The sequence below is a fragment of the Oculatella sp. FACHB-28 genome (genome assembly GCF_014696015.1).
GTDB lineage: Bacteria > Cyanobacteriota > Cyanobacteriia > Elainellales > Elainellaceae > JAAUTN01.
In genome coordinates this window covers 74,382-92,989 of sequence record NZ_JACJPJ010000088.1, presented here as the reverse complement: position 1 = coordinate 92,989, position 18,608 = coordinate 74,382, and the positions used below count along the sequence as shown (strand labels likewise).

Sequence of the window (18,608 nt, the reverse complement as noted above, 5' to 3'; positions counted from 1 at the left end):
AGCGATCGCCTCTACCCAGAAAGTAAGAATTAGACTAGGGCTTTTCTATGTCCTATAAGTTTTGCAATTATAGTAGTTTGCTCGTCAAATGCTTGAATATAAAGCAGTGCTAAATGGATTTATCTGTGCCAAGTATGGCTTCTGAATCGGCAAATGCAACCTCCCTTTCATGGCTGAATCGCGGTTTGAGTGAAATTTTCCCCAATCAGCCTGATTCTGACCAGCCTGACGAAAATTTGGTGCAGCGCATCGCTCAAGCGGATAAACCCCTGCGAGTCAAACTTGGAATTGACGCGACGGGGGCAGACATTCACCTGGGTCACAGCATTGCATTCCGTAAGCTGAGAGCATTTCAGGATGCAGGGCATACGGCAATTTTGCTGATCGGTGATTTTACTGCCCGGATTGGCGACCCAACTGGAAAGTCAGAAGTGCGTCGCCAGCTTACCGCAGAGGAAGTCAAGCAAAATGCCCAAACGTACATCGAACAGCTTCGACCCATTTTAGACTTTGAGACTCCAGGGCGGTTGGAAATCCGCTATAACTCGGAATGGCTATCGCAGCTTGATCTGTCTAAGATTTTGGAACTGTTGGCGACGATGACCGTTGGGCAAATGCTGGCTAAAGAAGGGTTTGCGGAGCGATACAAGCAAAGTAACCCAATTTATCTGCATGAATTTCTCTATCCGCTGATGCAGGGCTATGATTCCGTGGCATTGGATGCAGATGTGGAATTAGGCGGAACGGATCAAAAATTTAACATTGCAGTGGGACGAGATTTGCAGCGGCATTTTGGGCGATCGCCCCAGTTCGGTTTGCTCATGCCGATTTTGCCTGGAACGGACGGTGTGCAGAAAATGTCAAAGTCTTTGGGCAACTACGTTGGGTTATCGGAAGATGCGCTGAGTATGTATTCCAAGCTGGAAAAGACCCCGGACAGCGTAATTGAGCAGTACTTCGAGCTTTTAACTAACCTTCCACTTGACCAGTTGCCAGAGGCTCCGCGCGATCGCCAAAAAATGCTGGCTCTAGACATCGTGACTCAATATCACGGTAAAGATGCAGCCCTAGCAGCCCAACAAGCAGCCCAATCCCTGGTGCAAGGTGGTACGGCTAGCGCTGAGGCGGTGCCAGAATTTTCTCTGGAATCGGTGCAGTTTCCTGCCAAGTTTTTCTATATTGTTAGCGTGAGTGGCTTGTGTAGCAGCAGTTCTGAGGCGCGACGACAGATTCAAAATGGGGGGGTGCGGCTGGATGGCGATCGCATTCAAGATGTCAATCTCATCTTTGAAACGGCGGCTGACCTCAACGGCAAGGTGCTACAAGTCGGCAAAAATAGGTTTGTTCGCTTAGTGGTTTAGTATGTCTCCAGCCGATCGCATCATTGTTCCGTTAGACGTTTCTAGTGAAAGGGAGGCGATCGCTCTGATCGATCGCCTGCCGCAGGTCAGCTTTTGGAAAGTGGGGCTGGAACTGTTTGTCAGCAGCGGCTCTGGAATTTTGACGGTGTTGAAAGAACGCCAGAAGCAAATCTTTTTAGATTTGAAGTTTCACGACATTCCTAATACGGTTGCGGGAGCGTGTCGGGCAGCAGCGAGTTATGGTGTAGACCTAGTGACGATTCATGCAACGGCAGGCAGTGAGGCGCTCAAGGCTGCACAGGCTGTAGCACAGGAGGGTGCAATCGCCGCCAGCCATACCCCACCTAAGCTGATTGCGATTACGGTGTTGACTAGTCTGAATTTGCGATCGCTGGCGTTTGAGCTAAAAATTCCGCTGGAGCTAACAGACTATGCGCTGCAAATGGCTTTATTAGCTCAGGAGAGCGGTCTAGCTGGGGCAGTTTGTTCACCCCAGGAAGTGGAACAGTTGCGCCAAACCTGTGGCGATCGCTTTTTGCTCGTCTGTCCGGGAGTGCGTCCGACCTGGGCAGAAGCAGGGGATCAGAGGCGATCGCTTACCCCTGCGGCTGCATTGAAAGCAGGAGCCAATTATTTGGTGATTGGTCGTCCGATCACGGCGGCAGAAGATCCTGTTATTGCCTTTGAGCGAATTTGTGATGAATTAGCCACCGTCCTGTAATCGTAGGAGTCAACTTTAATGCAGTGGCAAGCCACACAGAAATGGCTTTGTTGGATAGCAGGTGGGCTGGTAGCAGGCGGATTTGCGCCATCTCTTGCAGCAACAACCCATTCAGACCATCCCACCGCACTACCAGGACACGCTGATGCCGCTGACTACATTCGCCCTGAGGTTACTTGCCCAGACAATTTAGAAAGCTTGACTGCAATACTGCTACGAGATCTGCCGAGTTATGCAAACCGGGTAAGCCAGCGGGCCCGAAATCGGGAGCGATCGCTCGACGTTTTCGGCTACGTCTTACTAGCAGGACGACCCGAATTTGAGCCGCTGAGCCTTGGACCCGGTGAGTACACGCCAACGGCACCGGAAGACGATCCTGACCAAGTTTTCTTCACAACTCTAGAAAGACAGTACGTAACTGGTGAAGTTGTGCAGTTTCAGCACTATCACTGGCTGTTTCTCACCCAGGCAGAGAGTGGTTGGCGCTTTGTGCTAATGCTCTCCCAAATCGGCAGTCCTTCCGACGAACCCCCTTCCCCTCCAACAGACACCAGTAATGGAGTAATTGGTCGGGCGATTCAGACTTGGTTAAGGGACTGCCGGGCTGGAGACATACAGCCTTTGTAAGTTAGGCTCCTGATCCCCGAATTTCATCGAGCTTAGCCCGTACTGCCTGAATATCCTGCCACATCAGCCATTTGGGTCCGCCTTTTTCCCGTGACTGATTTCGCAGCAGGTAGGCAGGGTGAAAAATTGGCATACAGAGCCGGTTATCCCATTCCAACCACTCCCCTCGGATTTTAGTAATGCCTCGTTTGTCACCCGTTATGCCTTTTACTGCCGTTGCTCCGGTTAACAGAATAATTTTGGGATCAACTAAGCGGATCTGCTCCATCAGGTAGGGTTTACAGGCTTCCATCTCGTCCGTCGTCGGAGTGCGATTGTTGGGCGGACGGCACTTCACAACGTTGGAGATGTAAACGTCATCCTGACTGCTGAGCTTAACGGACTCTAGAATTTTTTCTAAAAGCTGTCCCGCTTTGCCGATAAAGGGTATCCCGGTTTCATCCTCGTTTTGCCCTGGACCTTCTCCCACGATCATGATGTCTGCTTTTGGATTGCCCCGCCCAACTACCGCATGAGTACGCGTCGCCCCTAAGTCACAGCGGTGGCAGCGATTGCAGTGATCGGGGATTGGATCAAGCGTCGGGTAAGTGCCAGACGGAATTGGCACCTTTACATCAGTGGGGATCAGGTCTGGATTAAAGTCGGCAGGGGGCGCGGTGTCTTTGACCTCCGACAGGTTAAACAAGTCAATTTGATCAGGCATGTAGTTCTTAAAAGTGTCGGCGTATTGACCGCAAGCGAGAGCAGGAAAGAATTCCTAAACTTGTCGTCTTTCTAGACAGGGCTTCTCTAAACAGTTTGGTTGTTGCTTGCAGTTAGGGCAATCTTTTAAATTTTAGAGCCAATTTTTTCTAGCCAGGACTTATTTAGCTTGGGAATTCAAGATTTTCCTGATTAGACGACAAAATCAGGCATGATAGGCTTGATCCCACCGGACCTGGAGGGAGCGATGCCGCCTATTCCTTTGTTTCGCGATCGCCAGGAAGCTGGAGAAAAGTTGGCACAAGCCGTTCTTCAGGAAGTTGAACAGTTGGACTTGCTGCTGCCTATGAGGGCTATTGTCTATGCGTTGCCGAGGGGTGGGTTGCCCGTAGCGGCTCCTGTGGCGCGATCGCTAAACTGTCCACTTGATGTAGTGATTGCCAAAAAGGTAACTCGTCCCGAAAACCCAGAGCTAGCAATTGGTGCAGTCACGGCAGATGGGCATATCATTCGCTCTCGTCAGGGTGCTTTTATTCAACCGCTTGGTGGCTCCTGGCGATTGGCGCTGCAAGAGGCACAGGCTAAAGCACAGGAGCAATTGGAACAGTTTACTGCTAGCCGTCCACAGATCGATCCCAAAGGGGCGATCGCCGTTCTAGTAGATGATGGCATTGCGACGGGAATGACAATGGCAGTCGCAGCCAGGGCACTACGGGCAAAACGACCTGCAAAAATCTTGATTTGCGCTCCGGTTGCTCCTCTAGAGTTGGTCAGTTTGTTAAAGCATTGGGGCGATCGCGTGATTGTGTTAGCCGCTCCCGAAACCTTCCTCAGTGTTAGTCGCTTTTATGCAGAGTTTCCTCAAGTCGAGATGGAAGAGGCGCTGGCTTGTTTAGTTCAGCAAAACGAAGGGTAAGGATTATTTCGCCAAAATTTGCTGGTATGCCTGGATTGTTTGTTGGGCGATCGCCTTCCAGCTATAGTGTTTGAGCGCATGAGCCTGAGCGTTTGCGCCACGCCGTTGCCGCTCCGGCACAGATTGAATTGCGGCTCTCAGCTGGTCTGTCAGGGCATTCACTTCGCAAGCGCTGACCCAGCCTGCCTCTGACTGTTTCACATCTTCCCAGATGTGTACCTGATCTGAAATAACGACGGGCACGCCCGCCGCCATTGCTTCTGCGACAGCGATACCAAAGTTTTCGTAGTAGGACGGCAGCACAAATAGGTCAGCCGTTTGCAGCAAGGCCGTTTTTGAGTCACCCGTAACAAATCCGACAATTGTAGAATGTGGCGCTAGAGATGAACTTTGCACCTGGGTGCGAATGCGATTCTCATAATCTGGGTCTTGTGGATTACCACCAGCCAGCACGAAATGGAATTTTAATCCCTCTGCCAGCAGTCTTTCTAATGCCGGGAACAGCAAATCCAATCCCTTTTTGGGATCAATCCGCGACATAAATAATACCAGGGGAACACCCTGTTGCTGCGGAATTTTTAGGTTGTGCAACGCAGCATCATGGACTGTTTGAGAATCTGCTGGGTTAGGTTTTTGCCAGTTAACTCCCAAAGGAATTACCAAATCCTGTGTGACGGCTCCAAAGCGTTCTGAGACTTTAGCTTCTTGAGGACTAGTGAAATGGACAGCGGCGGCTCCAGCCAGATTTGGACGTTCTAACAGCGCCGCGTAAATTTGCTTGAGTGCCTTCTTTTTCTGTAAGTCAGCAGGATCAAGGGTTCCTAACGGACGCAATAAGTAGGGAAGATTTTTAGAACGAGCAACGCTAGCCGAAAAACTACTGATGGGAGAAAACAGGGCATGGATGTGAGCCAAGTCAAATTCATCGGCATGGTCAGCTAGCCAGCGCAACAACCCCAACGAAAACTTGTAGCGGCGGAAAGGGGAGCAGCGAAAGTAACGAACTTGATAACCTTCTTGAGCAACGGGGCGATCGAGCGGTACATCTAGGGGTGGCTGACCTACGTCGCCATTTGAGTCAGTCGTTAGTACTGTCACCTCAACGCCTTCAGCCGCTAACGCCTTAGAAAGACCCAGCACCATCTGACTCGGACCGCCATAAACCAAGGAAATCGAGGGAACAATTTGGAGAATCCGCAGCGGGTGATGCATAGTGGCTGGACTTAGTGGCGGTTGCCAAGAATTTGCTTATAGAATTCAAGCTGTTGCTTTGCTAGAGCCAGATTAGTGTAGTGGGTCATGGCTCTGCTGTAGCCTCGCTGGGCAAGATCACGAGCTAGCTCTGGCTGATCAATCAGCTTGGCTAAACAGTCTGACAAAGCAACCACGTTCCCTTCTGGGAAAATCAAACCTGCATCTTTGATCACGTAGGGAATTTCGCCCGAATCTGACCCGACAACCGGAATCTGACACGCCATTGCCTCAATTAAGACGTGTCCAAACTGTTCTTTCCAGCCAGCAGAAGTTAATGTTTTAAACTGCTTATCAGTTTCGGAGGGCAAGACCAAGCAGTTCATTAAGTTGATATAGCGAGGCACGTCATCGTGGGGAACACTCTCGACCCAAATGATGCGATCGCCAATTCCCATTGCTGCTGCTTCATCCATTAGCGTTTGTTTTAATGGACCGCGACCAAGCAGCAGCAGTTTCCAGGGGCGATCGCCCAATTTCTCAACGGCTTTAAGCAGCGTTAGGAGTCCCTTTTCTGGGACAAACCGACCGACAAAACCCACCACAAATTCATGCGGCTTAACGCCAACTTTAGCCGTTAGTTCAGGTTGAAGCCGAGGGCAAAACAATTTTTCATCTACCCCAAGCTGAGGCATCACTTTTGTGGCTCCCCGATAGCCTCGCTGCTGCAAAATCTCGGCTCCATCCTGATTTCCTACAATTAGTCCTTGCGTGTGGCGCAGGTTGTAGCTCTCTAGCCAGGAGATCGGAAACTTCAGGTCGTAGGGTAAATTCCACCAGGTAAAAAACACGTTTTTAGCGTTGAGCCGTAGGATGCGATTCAGGGTAATTAACTCAAAGTAAGCCAGTGCTTTAGAACCTTGCTCAACTTGAATAATTTCAGGACGAAATTTTCGCAGCAACGAAACTAGGTCAGCCCCAAATAGTAAAAGCCCCTGGTTGTTTTCGCTGAAGTTAGAGACAGGTACAACCTGAAACGAACCTTCCTGTCGAAATCGCGTTTCAATCAGCTTATTTTGTACGCCTCCGGGTCGCCAGCGTCGAGGCACTACAATCGTAACTTCAATACCTGGCTCCAACGCAGCCATGAGTCTGAGTTTTTCGCAGTTCAGGTCAACGATGTAGGTGTGACTCGCTACCAGAATTCTCACTTTACAACTCCACGGCTGATTAACTTTGCGGCTGATGGTTAGTCTTTAAGGTATGGATTAAGGCGGACTGCAAGTCTGTGAGTTTCAATCGTTTCAAGCAGATGCGGGCGATGCGAAGCAGTTCCCCCTGTAGGGTAATCGCCCCTTACCCACTGACTCCTGATTCTTGACTTTTAACCTCCGACTTCTGGCTATTCAGGCTGATTTTGGGACTACTATCTTCCTGATCTAGACGGCTATAGGACTGTCCATCATTCCAAAGCGATTGGATCACTGTCCATAAAGCACTTAAAAAGCCAGCCGTGTAGAATCCGGCTCGACTTAAAATCTTAAGGGGAGAACCGCTTTTATGGCAGGGTGGACGACCCAGCACATGGCAGTCAAACAGTCGGGCGAATAGTCGCAGCGCCTGAGAAAAGGTGAGGTTTTTTAGCCCCAGAAGGAAGTGGTTGTGGTAGAAGGTAATTTGGTATTTGAGCGATCGCGTACTGATGTCATGACAGCCGCCCGTTTCCTCACCTAGATGCACCAGGTGCGCCTCCGGGTCATACCAAATTTGCAGCCCCGTTTGGCGAATGTGCAGGCAAAAATCTGACTCCTCCCGCACTGCGCTACCCCGGAACCGTTCGTCAAACCATAGCCCATACTTCTCAAACAGGTCACGGCGGAAGGACATATTGCAGCCTCTTGCCGTCAAAACACGCTGAGGCTTAATCGTATGCACCAAATCAATGTGATACCAGGCAATTCCAGGGTCCATCGCTTCAGCAGGCAAATATTCGATCGTCAAACCTGGATCAGCATCTGCCAGCTTCATCCGGTCAAATACTCGCCCCGCGACTGCACCAATTTCTGATCGGGAAAAATTTTGAGCGTGGGCAGCTATAAATCCGGGCGGTAACTGCACGTCATCATCAATAAAGAGAATAATTTCTCCTAAAGCACGACGGACTGCGTAATTTCTAGCACCCGGCAAACTGGCCCAGCCTACCCGAAACAGGCGAATCTTCTCGGTAGCCGCCAGTTCGTTTAAGTAAGCCTCAGTTTCAGGCTCATGGTTCTGCGTTTGGTCTACCACCAGCACTTCATAGTTTGGGTAGTCCTGCTGGATGACATTGGTTAAGGTGTCCCGTAGAACTTCCTCGCGGCCATAGGTTGGAATGACGACAGAGATCAGAGGCAAAGTCAAGGGAGACGCTCCTAATAAACCTTGATAAGCGTATACACCAACAAAAAACGATTAACAAAAAGCGATCGCAACTCATTTGACTGGATTAGGCTAGGCTAACCCACACCCTTCTTAACACAAAACTAACTGAATCCTGCTCGTTTCAAGCGCTTCCTCTTCCTACCCACCGGCTCTTCTATGCCTTGTGCAGCTAGCTTTTCCTGACGGTCTAACTCAGGTAGTTTTAACACGACCCCAGCAAAAAACCAGTAGTAAACGGCAACCGGATCAACATCTAGCGGATAGTAATAGGTGTTGTAGCTGATCAGTAGGACAAAGACCCAGAAAGAGGCCCCATAACTTCGCAGGTTGCGCTCCTTGACAGAACGATAGGCCCTAAACGTTTCAATGGTTAAAACTGTGACTACTGCCAAAAATGCCAGTACACCCAGAGGTCCAATCTCATAGATTAGCTTGGGGTAATAAGTTTCAAAGAATGCCGTATCGCCAAATACCCTTGCCGAGTTTGTTGCTCTGCCTAACCCTTTGCCTAGTATGCCTTCTTGAACTCCTAGCGCCCACTCAAACTGACTCATAATAAATTCTTGAGGAGGAGAAGCTTCCCATCTGCTCTGAAAGCTCTCAACCCGCTCCTGTAGAATCGCTGGGTTGTTGACTGTAGCAATACCTAGGATGATTGCCAAGATAAAGGCAGCGGGAACGAACCGCTTCAAGTTGACAACCTGACCTGTCAGGATGAGAAGGACTCCTATTGAGACTGGAACAAGTGCCAGCGCAATCCTCTGACCCGAGAGAACAGACATGACAAAGACAGCTGCCATGGACAATAGTCCCATTGTTCTCCAGCGAGCAAAGGGATCGCTAAAGGCAGAAGCGAAACCAAAGAAACCTGCTGAGATGAGAAACCAACCCCACTGCCAGGGTGCAACGAATGTTCCCGGTAAACGAATTTGCCCCTGCTCTGGACTGTAAAGTAAGGAACCACCCACAAAGCACTTGGCGTCTAGAGAAGCTCTAAACAAACTGGACCCTTCTGCAAACCGGGTACCCTGGCACCGTCCTGTTTTAAGGAATAGGTATTGGATGAAGGCAAGACCGCAGCAGACCAAGATTACAACGAGGGTCGTTCGAGTCAGAAACAACAAATCATTCTTGTCTCGAATCAGATAGTAGGCACAAACAATCAGGGGAATGTAACCCATTAAGACCTTAAACCCAAGAATCCCCATCAGGATGGGGCTACCACCTGCCGAAACGTCAGCATCTTCATACATCCCTCCTTCTGCCACTGCATACAGGGTTCCGTCTAGAGGGGCATGAGCTGAGAGCTGCTGCATTCCGTTGACGAATACTAGAGTAAACAAACAGAGGACAAACAGAATTGCCAGGGGGGTAACGAGCCGTTTAGGAATCAGGATGGGCAGGTTTTCACGACGGCAATACTGAATCACACCGAACAAAGCCGGAATGTAGAAGCCGTCCTTGGCAAGCTGAAGTAGCGGACTATTGCCGATGTAGTAGGTGATAGTGCCGCCAAAGGGCAAGTAAATTAGGAAGGCCCATAGTGCATGGCGGGGATATTTGAAGGACAAGGAGGTGTAGAGAATGCCGACTGCTGAGCCGACTCCTGCCTTCCAGCCACCTGCTAAGCCTACAATCAAGCCGATGATGGCAGAGAAGAAAGCTGCAAAGGTGGTGAAGCGAATTAAGTCTTGACGAATTCGTGCAGCTTTTTTCTTTTGGGCGATCCGCTCTTTGAGCGACAAAGCTGGGGCTTCAGGGGTGTCTTGCTGTTTCGATTTCCGCTTAGATTTCCGGGTCGGTTTCGTTTTCAGCATAGGAATTCAGTAAAAGCGTTCGCAAAATAGGTAGCAAGCGGATTGGTCGGATGCAGCTTGAGGTCGGTTATATATTAATCAATACGCAGACACGTCAGTACCGGTTGGGTCAGATCTTCATTTACTTCTTTGAAAATTAAAGATTTGGTAAGTCATTATCCGCAACGAGTTATTGGACTGTTGCCCGCAGGGGGTCAGGCGACAAGGATTGCTCCTTTACCGATGAGTAAGGAGCTTTATCCGATTGGGTTTCGCCGTGGTGCGAATGGCAGTTTGCGCCCTAAGGTAGTCTGCCATTATCTGCTGGAGAAGATGCGGCAGGCGGGCGTTACAACAGCGTATTTGGTGCTGCGTCCGGGAAAGTGGGATATTCCAAACTATTTTGGCGATGGTACGATGCTGGACATGCATCTTGCCTATCTGACGGTGCACGTGCCGTTTGGAGTTCCCTATACACTGGATCAGGCTTACCCATTTGTGCAGGATGCGGTGATTGCGCTGGGATTTCCCGATATTTTGTTTCAACCACAGGATGCGTTTGCCAAAATTCTCGCACGTCAGGCAAACGGGAGTGCTGATGTCGTGCTGGGATTGTTTCCAACTGAGCAGCCGAGCAAGGCAGGAATGGTAGATTTTGATTTGTCGGGGCGGGTTCGTTATGTGATTGAGAAGCCGCTTCAAACTGATTTGCGCTATATGTGGGCGATCGCCACCTGGACTCCGAAGTTCACCCACTTCATGCATGAGTACTTGAAGGCGATCGCTTCCCAGTATTCCTCAGACTCAGAATCTTTGACCGAGCCACGACCAGAGCTGCCTATTGGAGATGTGATTCAAGCGGCGATCGATCAGGGTTTTCGAGTGGAAGCTGAGGTTTTTGAGCAAGGTCGCTACCTGGACATTGGCACTCCCGAAAATTTGGCTCAAGCTGTTCGAGATGCGTATGAAGCTAATTGGTGATCGAGCATTATGACCTGGTGCGTTGCTACCAAGCAACGCACCCTACCCGGATTAGAATTAAGTGCTGCTAAGTTGATTAGCTCAACCTCAAAGCACGCCGCTCACAATCTTGTTGTCGCTAGATGTGGAGATTTGAATGCGAAACTTCTGGGCGTTTGCTTGGGGTGCTTTAGTCGGGGTTCTGGGTGGATTGATTGGGTTGGGCGGTGCAGAGTTCCGCTTACCCGTTTTAGTCAGCGTTTTTCACTATCGAACTTTACAGCAGTTATCATCAACCTCATTGTCAGCCTTGTCACAGTAACATTTTCATTCATTTTTCGAAGTAGCGTTGTGGGGCTAGAGAATGTTGCTGCAAGTTGGGCAGTGATCGTAAATATTTTGGCAGGCTCTCTAATCGGCTCTTCTGTTGGAGTGCATTATGCAACTCAAATTAACGAGCGGGTATTAAACCGAGTTGTCGTCGTTTTTCTAATTTTTCTTAGCGTTGTGTTGATAGGGCATCATCTCATCTTTAGTCTGGAGAGTTTGCAACTGCCGAGCCTTTTAAAAATCAGATTGGGATTTTTAAAAGGAATCGTAATTGGCGTGTTCAGCAGTATGTTGGGTGTGGCAGGTGGAGAGTTAATTATCCCGACGATTATTTTGTTGTTTTCGGTTGATATTAAGCTGGCAGGAAGCTTGAGTCTTGCGATCAGCATTCCAACTATTGTGATGGGTTTGTTTAAGTATAGAAGTCAGAAAAGGCTCAGGGAAGCTAAATTAGAACAGAAATTTATCGTTTCAATGGCATCTGGTTCAATTTTGGGTGCATTTGTTGGCAGCAATCTTTTAAGGTACGTATCAAGCTCTCTGTTGTACTTAAGCTTGGGTACAGTTTTGTTGCTATCAGCGTTGAAGCTGGCTAAGCATAAGTCAACTGCCTAATAACCCTATTTGGTTGTGTTTCTTTTACACTTGCCGCTGTGCCCTTTCTAAGCGATTTAGCACCACTACATCTTCAATTGTGGAAATTAGCATTACGATCGCAAAACCAATCAGAAAGTAGCTCAGCCCTAGTTCTCCTGAGATCAAGCCGTAAATCTGAATTGCTAAGGGCACCAAAATTCCGATCGCATCGACAATGTAGTTCCCCTTTTTACCCATATCACCAATTGTGCGTTGCCACCAGGGAAATAGGCTGCACACCATAAGTGTCAGGGCAAATCCAGCTGCGAGTGCTGCTCCAGTGCTGCTGAGCGAAAACCAAATGATGGCAAATACTGTCGCTGCAGCTAAATAGATCAGGGTAAAAAGATTGAAGCGCCTCATTGCTGGACTTTCTCTTTTGCGATGTTGTCAATGATTAGACAGGTTTCTAGCTTTTGACTCATCTAGCTGAAGGTTGAATTGCATTCTGGTTACGTCATAGCAATTTCCAAGAATCAGGCTAATTATTGCTAGATCTTTACATGATGTCAAAACCCTACTAGTAAAAACCCATAGAGCCGAAAGAATTTTTAATGAAATCTTAAGGGGGTTCGGTTTAGAACGGGGAAATTACGGTTTAAATCTTCTGCTCACAGGGATAAATCTATAAGTCTGAAAAGGTTGGGAGCTTAATTTGCAAGGATGGGGGTAAGTGAGTGGTCGGAGATGCTATTGGAAATCTACTGATTGTTGACGACCAGCCAGATAACCTACGGGTTCTGTCTTCGATTTTAGATCAGCAGGGATATAAGGTCAGGAAGGCGTTGAATGGGGCGATCGCCCTGCAATCTGCACAAATTCACCCCCCTGACCTAATTTTGTTAGACATTATGATGCCGGGAATGAATGGTTATGAGGTTTGTACGGCATTGAAAGCTTCTGCTGAAACTCGTGAAGTTCCGGTAGTTTTTCTGAGTGGAGTGGATAGTGCTGCCGATAAGGTAAGGGCATTTGCAGTTGGCGGATCTGACTATATTACAAAGCCGTTCCAGGCAGAGGAGGTGCTGGCGCGAGTTCACCAGCAGTTGATGCTTCAGTGGCAAACTCAGCGGCTTCAGCGAGAGATTCAGGAGCGTAAACAAGCCCAGTCAGAAACTCAGCTTTTGCTCACGATTATTCAGGCAGTGGATGAGGCAACTAATTTTGAGGCAGCGCTGGATGCGGTGCTGTGTGAGGTGAGACGGGCGATCGCCTGGGACTACAGTGAAGCTTGGACTTCTGACCTGGATGATACAGCGTTTCACCTCAGTCGAGTTGATTATGATGCTGAGGATGTTCGGCTTCAGCAATTTCATGAGATGAGCCGAGATCTGTCTTTTGATCAGAATGTCAGCTTGCTTAAAACAATTTGGACTGCTCGCCAACCGGAGTGGATTGCAGATATTTCTCAGAGCACATCTATGTTTTTGCGCTCGCCTGTTGCTCAATTGGCTGGTCTAAAGTCTGCGTTTGCGGTGCCGATTGTGTTGGAAGAGCAGGTTTTAGCGGTTCTGTTATTTTTTAAGCGTAGCCACAGTGAGTTTGAGATTAATTTAGTTAACTTGGTGAGTGCGATCGCCCTACAGCTCGGTGGGTTTATGCAACGTAAACAAGCTGAGGAAGCGCTGAGACGCACAAATTTAGAGTTAAAGCGGCTCGTTAATAGTGATGGGTTAACCCAAATTGCTAATCGACGATGTTTTGATCAGGTGCTTCAACAGGAGTGGCAGCGACTCAGGCGGGAACAATTGCCCCTATCGTTAATTTTGTGTGATGTTGACTTTTTTAAGCGATACAACGATCACTACGGTCACTTGAATGGAGATGATTGCTTAAAACGGGTGGCGCAGGCGATCGGACAAAGTATTAAGCGCCCTGCGGATTTAGCTGCTCGTTATGGCGGCGAAGAGTTTGCTGTAATTTTGCCGAACACTGATTCCAAAGGCGCTATCCATGTTGCTCAGTGCATTCAGAATGCTATGGCAGATTTACAAATTCCGCACAAGTCTTCTCAAGTAAGTGAGTTTGTCACGGTGAGCATTGGCATTGCTAGTGCCATTCCTCATTCACATCACGATGGACTGGAATCTTTGATTACTATGGCTGACAAAGCACTGTATGCCGCTAAGGAAAAGGGACGCAACACATACTGCTACTAGATGCTTCTGATGTATATCCTGAAACCGTCTAATCAAAGTAATTCAGCTTGGATATTGAGACTGAAATCTTTCTCTAGACAAGTCGCATCTATAGTGATGGCGATCGGGTTTTTGGTCATTTTGGGATGGATGTTTGATATCCCATTGCTTAAGACCTGCTTTTCCCACTCGACCAGCATGAAGGTCAATATTGCTCTAGGATTTATTTTGGGCGGAGCAACGCTGCATCTTCTTTGGTATCAGCAACATGGTGTTCGGTCGGCACTGTGGAGATGGGCTATTCAATTTTTAATTCTTAATTTCTCACTTTTAATCACTCTGCTGGCTACTCTCACTCTGATTGAGTATTGCTTTGGCAAAGATTTGGGAATTGATCAGTTGTTCATGCAGCAACCAGAGCCCTTTGGAAGTACGGTTGCTCCAGGGCGAATGGCAATCAACTCTGCAACCGCACTTTTGCTGCTGGGATTGGCTTTGTTGTTGCAGCTTTGGCAGATTGATCTCGTTTCACAGGGGGTGTCGCTAGCAATCTGGTTTCTCGGTTTAGTTGGGCTGTTGGGACATATTTATGGTGGAGTCTATTCTTATACGACAACTTCTTACGTGGGAATGGCTCCGCATACGGCGATCGCCTTCCTGCTCCTGAGTAGCGGCATTCTCTGTAGCCGTCCTGATCGAGGAATTATGCTGCTGCTGCTAGGCAAGCAAGCCGGAAACCAAATGATTCGCCGTCTATCGCCGCTGGCGATCGCAGTGCCGATTCTCTCAGAAGGGTTGAGTGAAGTAGGACTGCGGCTAAACTTCTACAGTTCCACAGCCGAATCTGCTCTGTCTAGTACTACGAATGTGTTTGTTCTTTCGGCATTAATTGGCTGGAATGGCTATATCTTTAACCGGCTAGACTATGGTCGTCAACGGGCAGAACGGGCACTGCAAAATTTAAACGTGAGCCTGGAACAGCAGGTGGCAGAGCGCACTCAGGAATTGCAGAGGAACAAGGTAGAACTAGAACGGCATGTCGCCGAACGCACCATTGAACTGCAAGTCGCAAATAACCGACTGCAACGAGAATTGTTTCACCGAGAGCGCACAGAACGGGCACTGCGAGAGAGTGAGCAGCGCTTTCAGACTTTTATGGATCAAAGTCCAGCAGCAGCCTGGATTACGGATGAGTCAGGACGACTGCTCTACACCAGCCAGCGTTATGCTCAAATGTTTCGCTTGCCTACCTGTTCCAGCGCCGATCAAACCGATACTCTTGATGCGGTTGGGTTTGGGCAGGAATTTTTGGAAAGCATTCACAAAGTCGCTCAGACGGGACAGGCGAGCGAGACGGTCGAGTCTATCTGTCGGCTTGATGGAATGACCGGCGAGTTTTTGGTTTACCAGTTTCCTTTTCCAGGATCACTCAATGAAATGTTAGTGGGTGGCGTGGCGATCGATGTAACGGAACGCAGACGAGCAGAACTGGCTTTGCAGGAGCGAGAACAGTTTTTAGGCAGTATTTACGATTCAGCGACAGAAGCAATTTGGGTGGTTGAGCAGCTTGAGGATGGGGAATTTCAAGTTGTCAGCATGAATCGGGCAATTGAAACGACTGGCAGATCGGCTGATAGCTTTGTCGGCAAACGGGTGGGTGAATTGTGGGATGCTAAAATGGCTGCCCGAATGCGTAGGAACTATTATCAGTGTTTGTGGCGGGGTGAAGCGATCGCCTATGAAGAGTCGTTGCCGTTTGGGGATCAAGTCCACAGTTTTCTGACGACTTTAACTCCGCTGCCCGATCCTCATAGGCGGGTTCGGTTACTGGGCATCAGCATGGATATTAGCGATCGCAAGGCTGCTGAGCTAGCAACCCAACAGGCCAAAGAAGCTGCTGAAGCTGCGAGTCAGTCAAAGAGCATTTTTCTAGCCAATATGAGTCACGAGTTGCGAACGCCGCTCAACGTAATCTTGGGATTCACTCAAGTGATGCGCCGTGATGCCTCTCTTTCTGACAAACAACTTGAAACCATTCAAATCATTCATCGCAGCGGCGAACAGTTGTTCAATTTAATTAGCGATATTCTTGACCTGTCTAAACTGGAAGCAGAACGCACAACCTTAGATGAAAGCAGCTTTGATCTAAGGGCTCTGCTGAAATTTTTGCGGGAAATGCTGCAACAAAAAGCTGAGTCCAAGGGCTTGCAATTTCAAATTGAACTGGCTTCAGATGTGCCGCAATATCTCATTGCTGATGCAGGCAAGCTGCGTCAGATTTTACTCAATCTGCTTAGCAATGCCATTAAGTTTACGGAACAGGGAAGTGTAACGCTGCGCGTCAAGCAGTCGAACCCTGCTAAAAACGAATCAAATACAACTCACTTACTTTCATTTGAAGTGCAAGATACGGGTATGGGGATTGCCGCGAATGAAATCGAGCACATTTTTGATGCTTTCATGCAAAGTCATTCTGGAAAAGTAACTCCCGGTGGAACAGGGTTGGGGTTAACGATTAGTCGTCGGTTCATCAGGTTGATGAGCGGCGAAATTTCAGTTAACAGTACCTTGGGACAGGGTAGTATCTTCTACGTTCACATTCCGGTTCAGATTGCCCAAGCATCTGATGTGACAAGTACTTCCTCCCCTCAACAGGTGATTGGGCTGGTTCCAGGTCAGCCGAACTATCGGATCTTAGTAGTGGACGATCAGTCTGAGAATCGCCTGCTTTTGACTCGTTTGATGACGCAGTTAGGGTTTGATGTGCAGCAAGCAGCCAATGGGCAAGAAGCGATCGCCCTCTGGCGACAGTGGCAGCCCCACTTGATCTGGATGGATGTCAGAATGCCTGTGATGGATGGCTATGAGGCAGCCCAATCAATTCGCGCTGATTCAGAGGAGCAGCCTGTAATTATTGCGCTGACAGCTCAAGCTTCAAGGAGCGATCGCACTCAGGCACTCGCATCAGGCTGCGATGATTTTGTCACCAAACCATTTCGGGAGAATGTACTTTGCGACAAAATGACCGAGCATTTGGGAGTGCAGTTTATTCATGAGGCGCTGCCACCTCTAGCACTTGAGACTGGTGAGGAGGGCGATCGCCAGTCCCTAACCCGCGAGAGCTTAAGGGTCATGCCAACTGACTGGATCGCAGCACTGTGCGGTGCATCCCAACTTTGTGACGAGGAAGAAATCAACCAGCTCATTCAACGAATTCCAGCGGTCCACACCTTCTTGGCAAAACGTCTGAGCCGCCTTGCTCATAATTATGAGTTTGAGCAGATTAGTCAGCTATCCACTCCTGAGTAGTTGCGTATCCCGCAACTACTCAGATCAACAAGAATTTTGATTGGCAGAGCTTTTAGAGAATTCAAAAATAAGCTGGACTAAATTTGGACTAAATTCAACCGCTCTTTTTGCGATCGCCTTTGCACAAGATACGATGAATTTCTGTCCTCATAAACCTTGAGGTTGATAATCCAAGAAGTGGATGCTTGATCCCTATTGCCTGGAAAACAACCGAAAATAAACAGACTGCAATAACTCCTTCACCGGAAACGCCACATAAGTGATTGGGTTAACCGTGACGATGATGTTTCTCAAGTCGCGCTTGGCAAGCGCCACGATCGCCCAAGCGACCCAAGTTGGACTCATCACCCCAACCGGATTCAAATTGCTCTTGAATGGTCCCAGGATCAGTTTGCGAATGATGCAAGGGGCATCCAGTCGCCGCAAAGTAATCAAATCTCCAAGGGTGCGCTTTGACAATTCATACAGAGGGCTGAGCGCCGGACTAACCTCCGCTTCAGACGTGTTAATCCAAAGCTCCTTGATTGCCTTATGCTCTGACTTCTGTACCGTACTCAAAAATAGCTCCGCCAACGCCCAGGCAGAGAAAGTATTGATCTCAAACGACTTTTGAATTGCTTCAGGGGTGCGATCGCCATGCACATTAATACCGTGGTTGATGATCAGAATGTCAACCGTTTTGAGGCGATCGCCCAACTCATTCTCCTGTCCCGGATGCCACTTAATCACCTCAATTGGAGTGTCAAACTCCGCTCCATCCGAAGTCGTCAATGCAACCACTCTTGCCCCTTGCTGAGCCAACTGTTGAATCAGCGCCCGTCCCATAGAGCCAGAAGCACCCGTTACCGCAACCACCTTCCCCTTCAGCGACAAGCTGGTTCCTAACAGCTTATCGAAAACAGTAAAGTGACCAGAATAATAGGAATTTCCCTGATCAAAATGGTGTCGCCAGTGATAGGTTCGATTCACCGTCCATCGAGTCGGAATTTCAACCAAATCTCCTGGCTTATGGGTTAAATCAGTTTGCAGCAGTAAGCCTTGAGAACGAGCTAAAGCTGAGACTAAAAAACCCAACGAATAAACGCAGCCAATTGCAAATCCATAACTTTGAGCAAGACCTGCGATCGCGCCCGTAATAAGGGTCATGGCGATCGCTTCTGGCACATCATTATAAAGCTGCGCCTTGCAATAAGCCTCAAGACTGACCATCGTTAAATCTCGACGATAAGCCTTGTGGTGCAACGTATGAAAAGCTTGAATAGGCTGCCAGTAATGCCCTGCCAAATGATAAAAATCTCGAATTAATTCTGCTAAAACGATCGAGAAACACCCAAGCAGAAATTGACTTATAAGCAAATTAAAATCCATTTTTAGTCTTTTGAAATTGCCGTTCCTTCAACACCTAAAACTAATTAGCAAATTGAAACTAGCAGAACCAGAACAACTTACCCGCAAAGTAATTTAACATCCATACCTTGGTTTTTCATCCGCACGGCCATT

Annotated in this window: 16 protein-coding genes; 9 read left to right on the top strand and 7 right to left on the bottom strand. The window is 48.5% G+C overall.

Going from position 1 to position 18,608, the window contains the following annotated elements; all coding sequences use genetic code 11:
- The first annotated feature begins 113 nt into the window (after nucleotides 1-113).
- Genes tyrS through H6F88_RS22330 form a run of 3 tightly spaced genes read left to right on the top strand, consistent with a single transcriptional unit; the run spans nucleotide 114 to nucleotide 2,709 of the window.
- Complete coding sequence (gene tyrS / locus H6F88_RS22340) at nucleotides 114-1,361, top strand: tyrosine--tRNA ligase (RefSeq protein ID WP_190644931.1); 1,248 nt, start codon at nucleotides 114-116, stop codon at nucleotides 1,359-1,361.
- A gap of 1 nt (nucleotide 1,362) precedes the next feature.
- Nucleotides 1,363-2,082 carry an orotidine-5'-phosphate decarboxylase gene (pyrF, locus tag H6F88_RS22335; RefSeq protein ID WP_190644930.1) on the top strand — a complete coding sequence of 240 codons (720 nt, stop codon included), beginning with the start codon at nucleotides 1,363-1,365 and terminating at the stop codon, nucleotides 2,080-2,082.
- An 18-nt stretch (nucleotides 2,083-2,100) separates the two neighbouring features.
- Nucleotides 2,101-2,709, top strand: a complete 609-nt coding sequence (locus H6F88_RS22330; RefSeq protein ID WP_199333745.1) for a hypothetical protein — start codon at nucleotides 2,101-2,103, stop codon at nucleotides 2,707-2,709.
- 1 nt (nucleotide 2,710) lies between these two features.
- On the opposite strand, the gene H6F88_RS22325 is transcribed toward H6F88_RS22330, so the two are convergent.
- Complete coding sequence (locus H6F88_RS22325) at nucleotides 2,711-3,412, bottom strand: uracil-DNA glycosylase (protein WP_190644929.1); 702 nt, start codon at nucleotides 3,410-3,412, stop codon at nucleotides 2,711-2,713.
- Between the two features lie 246 nt (nucleotides 3,413-3,658).
- Between H6F88_RS22325 and H6F88_RS22320 the strand changes: the two genes are divergently transcribed.
- Complete coding sequence (locus H6F88_RS22320; RefSeq protein ID WP_190644928.1) at nucleotides 3,659-4,327, top strand: phosphoribosyltransferase family protein; 669 nt, start codon at nucleotides 3,659-3,661, stop codon at nucleotides 4,325-4,327.
- Between the two features lie 3 nt (nucleotides 4,328-4,330).
- Here the strand turns inward: H6F88_RS22320 and hpsP are convergent, their stop codons facing one another.
- From hpsP to hpsL, 4 genes are all read right to left on the bottom strand, one after another.
- On the bottom strand, nucleotides 4,331-5,527 hold the full coding sequence (hpsP, locus tag H6F88_RS22315) for a hormogonium polysaccharide biosynthesis glycosyltransferase HpsP (protein ID WP_190644961.1): 1,197 nt from the start codon (nucleotides 5,525-5,527) through the stop codon (nucleotides 4,331-4,333).
- A gap of 23 nt (nucleotides 5,528-5,550) precedes the next feature.
- Entirely contained in the window at nucleotides 5,551-6,729 is a 1,179-nt protein-coding gene (gene hpsO, locus H6F88_RS22310) for a hormogonium polysaccharide biosynthesis glycosyltransferase HpsO (RefSeq protein ID WP_190644927.1), read from the bottom strand.
- A gap of 145 nt (nucleotides 6,730-6,874) precedes the next feature.
- Nucleotides 6,875-7,918, bottom strand: a complete 1,044-nt coding sequence (hpsN, locus tag H6F88_RS22305) for a hormogonium polysaccharide biosynthesis glycosyltransferase HpsN (RefSeq protein ID WP_190644926.1) — start codon at nucleotides 7,916-7,918, stop codon at nucleotides 6,875-6,877.
- Between the two features lie 122 nt (nucleotides 7,919-8,040).
- The gene (gene hpsL / locus H6F88_RS22300; protein WP_190644925.1) at nucleotides 8,041-9,756 is read right to left on the bottom strand and encodes a hormogonium polysaccharide biosynthesis protein HpsL; all 1,716 of its coding nucleotides are present in this window, start codon (nucleotides 9,754-9,756) and stop codon (nucleotides 8,041-8,043) included.
- 129 nt (nucleotides 9,757-9,885) lie between these two features.
- Here hpsL and H6F88_RS22295 point away from each other — a divergent pair, with 129 nt between their 5' ends.
- The 3 genes from H6F88_RS22295 (at nucleotide 9,886) to H6F88_RS33540 (ending at nucleotide 11,640) form a co-directional block, all read left to right on the top strand.
- A complete protein-coding gene (locus tag H6F88_RS22295; protein WP_242050658.1) occupies nucleotides 9,886-10,716 on the top strand; it encodes a sugar phosphate nucleotidyltransferase in 831 nt (276 codons plus the stop codon).
- Between the two features lie 136 nt (nucleotides 10,717-10,852).
- Nucleotides 10,853-11,017: a hypothetical protein gene (locus tag H6F88_RS33545; RefSeq protein ID WP_242050657.1), complete on the top strand. Its 165-nt coding sequence runs from the start codon at nucleotides 10,853-10,855 to the stop codon at nucleotides 11,015-11,017.
- The gene (locus H6F88_RS33540) at nucleotides 10,984-11,640 is read left to right on the top strand and encodes a sulfite exporter TauE/SafE family protein (RefSeq protein ID WP_347277728.1); all 657 of its coding nucleotides are present in this window, start codon (nucleotides 10,984-10,986) and stop codon (nucleotides 11,638-11,640) included. Before H6F88_RS33545 ends, H6F88_RS33540 begins: the two co-directional genes overlap by 34 nt.
- 24 nt (nucleotides 11,641-11,664) lie before the next feature.
- Here the strand turns inward: H6F88_RS33540 and H6F88_RS22285 are convergent, their stop codons facing one another.
- Entirely contained in the window at nucleotides 11,665-12,024 is a 360-nt protein-coding gene (locus H6F88_RS22285) for a hypothetical protein (RefSeq protein ID WP_190644924.1), read from the bottom strand.
- Between the two features lie 314 nt (nucleotides 12,025-12,338).
- Between H6F88_RS22285 and H6F88_RS32925 the strand changes: the two genes are divergently transcribed.
- Nucleotides 12,339-13,820, top strand: coding sequence for a diguanylate cyclase (locus H6F88_RS32925; protein ID WP_206756462.1), 1,482 nt, complete (start codon nucleotides 12,339-12,341; stop codon nucleotides 13,818-13,820).
- A 96-nt stretch (nucleotides 13,821-13,916) separates the two neighbouring features.
- Entirely contained in the window at nucleotides 13,917-17,108 is a 3,192-nt protein-coding gene (locus tag H6F88_RS22275; protein WP_190644923.1) for a PAS domain-containing sensor histidine kinase, read from the top strand.
- 192 nt (nucleotides 17,109-17,300) lie between these two features.
- On the opposite strand, the gene H6F88_RS22270 is transcribed toward H6F88_RS22275, so the two are convergent.
- Nucleotides 17,301-18,476 carry a bifunctional sterol desaturase/short chain dehydrogenase gene (locus tag H6F88_RS22270; RefSeq protein ID WP_190644922.1) on the bottom strand — a complete coding sequence of 392 codons (1,176 nt, stop codon included), beginning with the start codon at nucleotides 18,474-18,476 and terminating at the stop codon, nucleotides 17,301-17,303.
- Between the last annotated feature and the right edge of the window lie 132 nt (nucleotides 18,477-18,608).

Excerpts from the sequence above, each read along its gene's own strand:
- tyrS (WP_190644931.1), top strand. The coding sequence starts at position 114 with ATGGATTTATCTGTGCCAAGTATGGCTTCTGAATCGGCAAATGCAACC.
- pyrF (WP_190644930.1), top strand. The coding sequence starts at position 1,363 with ATGTCTCCAGCCGATCGCATCATTGTTCCGTTAGACGTTTCTAGTGAA.
- H6F88_RS22330 (WP_199333745.1), top strand. The coding sequence starts at position 2,101 with ATGCAGTGGCAAGCCACACAGAAATGGCTTTGTTGGATAGCAGGTGGG.
- H6F88_RS22325 (WP_190644929.1), bottom strand. The coding sequence starts at position 3,412 with ATGCCTGATCAAATTGACTTGTTTAACCTGTCGGAGGTCAAAGACACC.
- H6F88_RS22320 (WP_190644928.1), top strand. The coding sequence starts at position 3,659 with ATGCCGCCTATTCCTTTGTTTCGCGATCGCCAGGAAGCTGGAGAAAAG.
- hpsL (WP_190644925.1), bottom strand. The coding sequence starts at position 9,756 with ATGCTGAAAACGAAACCGACCCGGAAATCTAAGCGGAAATCGAAACAG.
- H6F88_RS33545 (WP_242050657.1), top strand. The coding sequence starts at position 10,853 with ATGCGAAACTTCTGGGCGTTTGCTTGGGGTGCTTTAGTCGGGGTTCTG.
- H6F88_RS22285 (WP_190644924.1), bottom strand. The coding sequence starts at position 12,024 with ATGAGGCGCTTCAATCTTTTTACCCTGATCTATTTAGCTGCAGCGACA.
- H6F88_RS22275 (WP_190644923.1), top strand. The coding sequence starts at position 13,917 with ATGGCGATCGGGTTTTTGGTCATTTTGGGATGGATGTTTGATATCCCA.
- H6F88_RS22270 (WP_190644922.1), bottom strand. The coding sequence starts at position 18,476 with ATGGATTTTAATTTGCTTATAAGTCAATTTCTGCTTGGGTGTTTCTCG.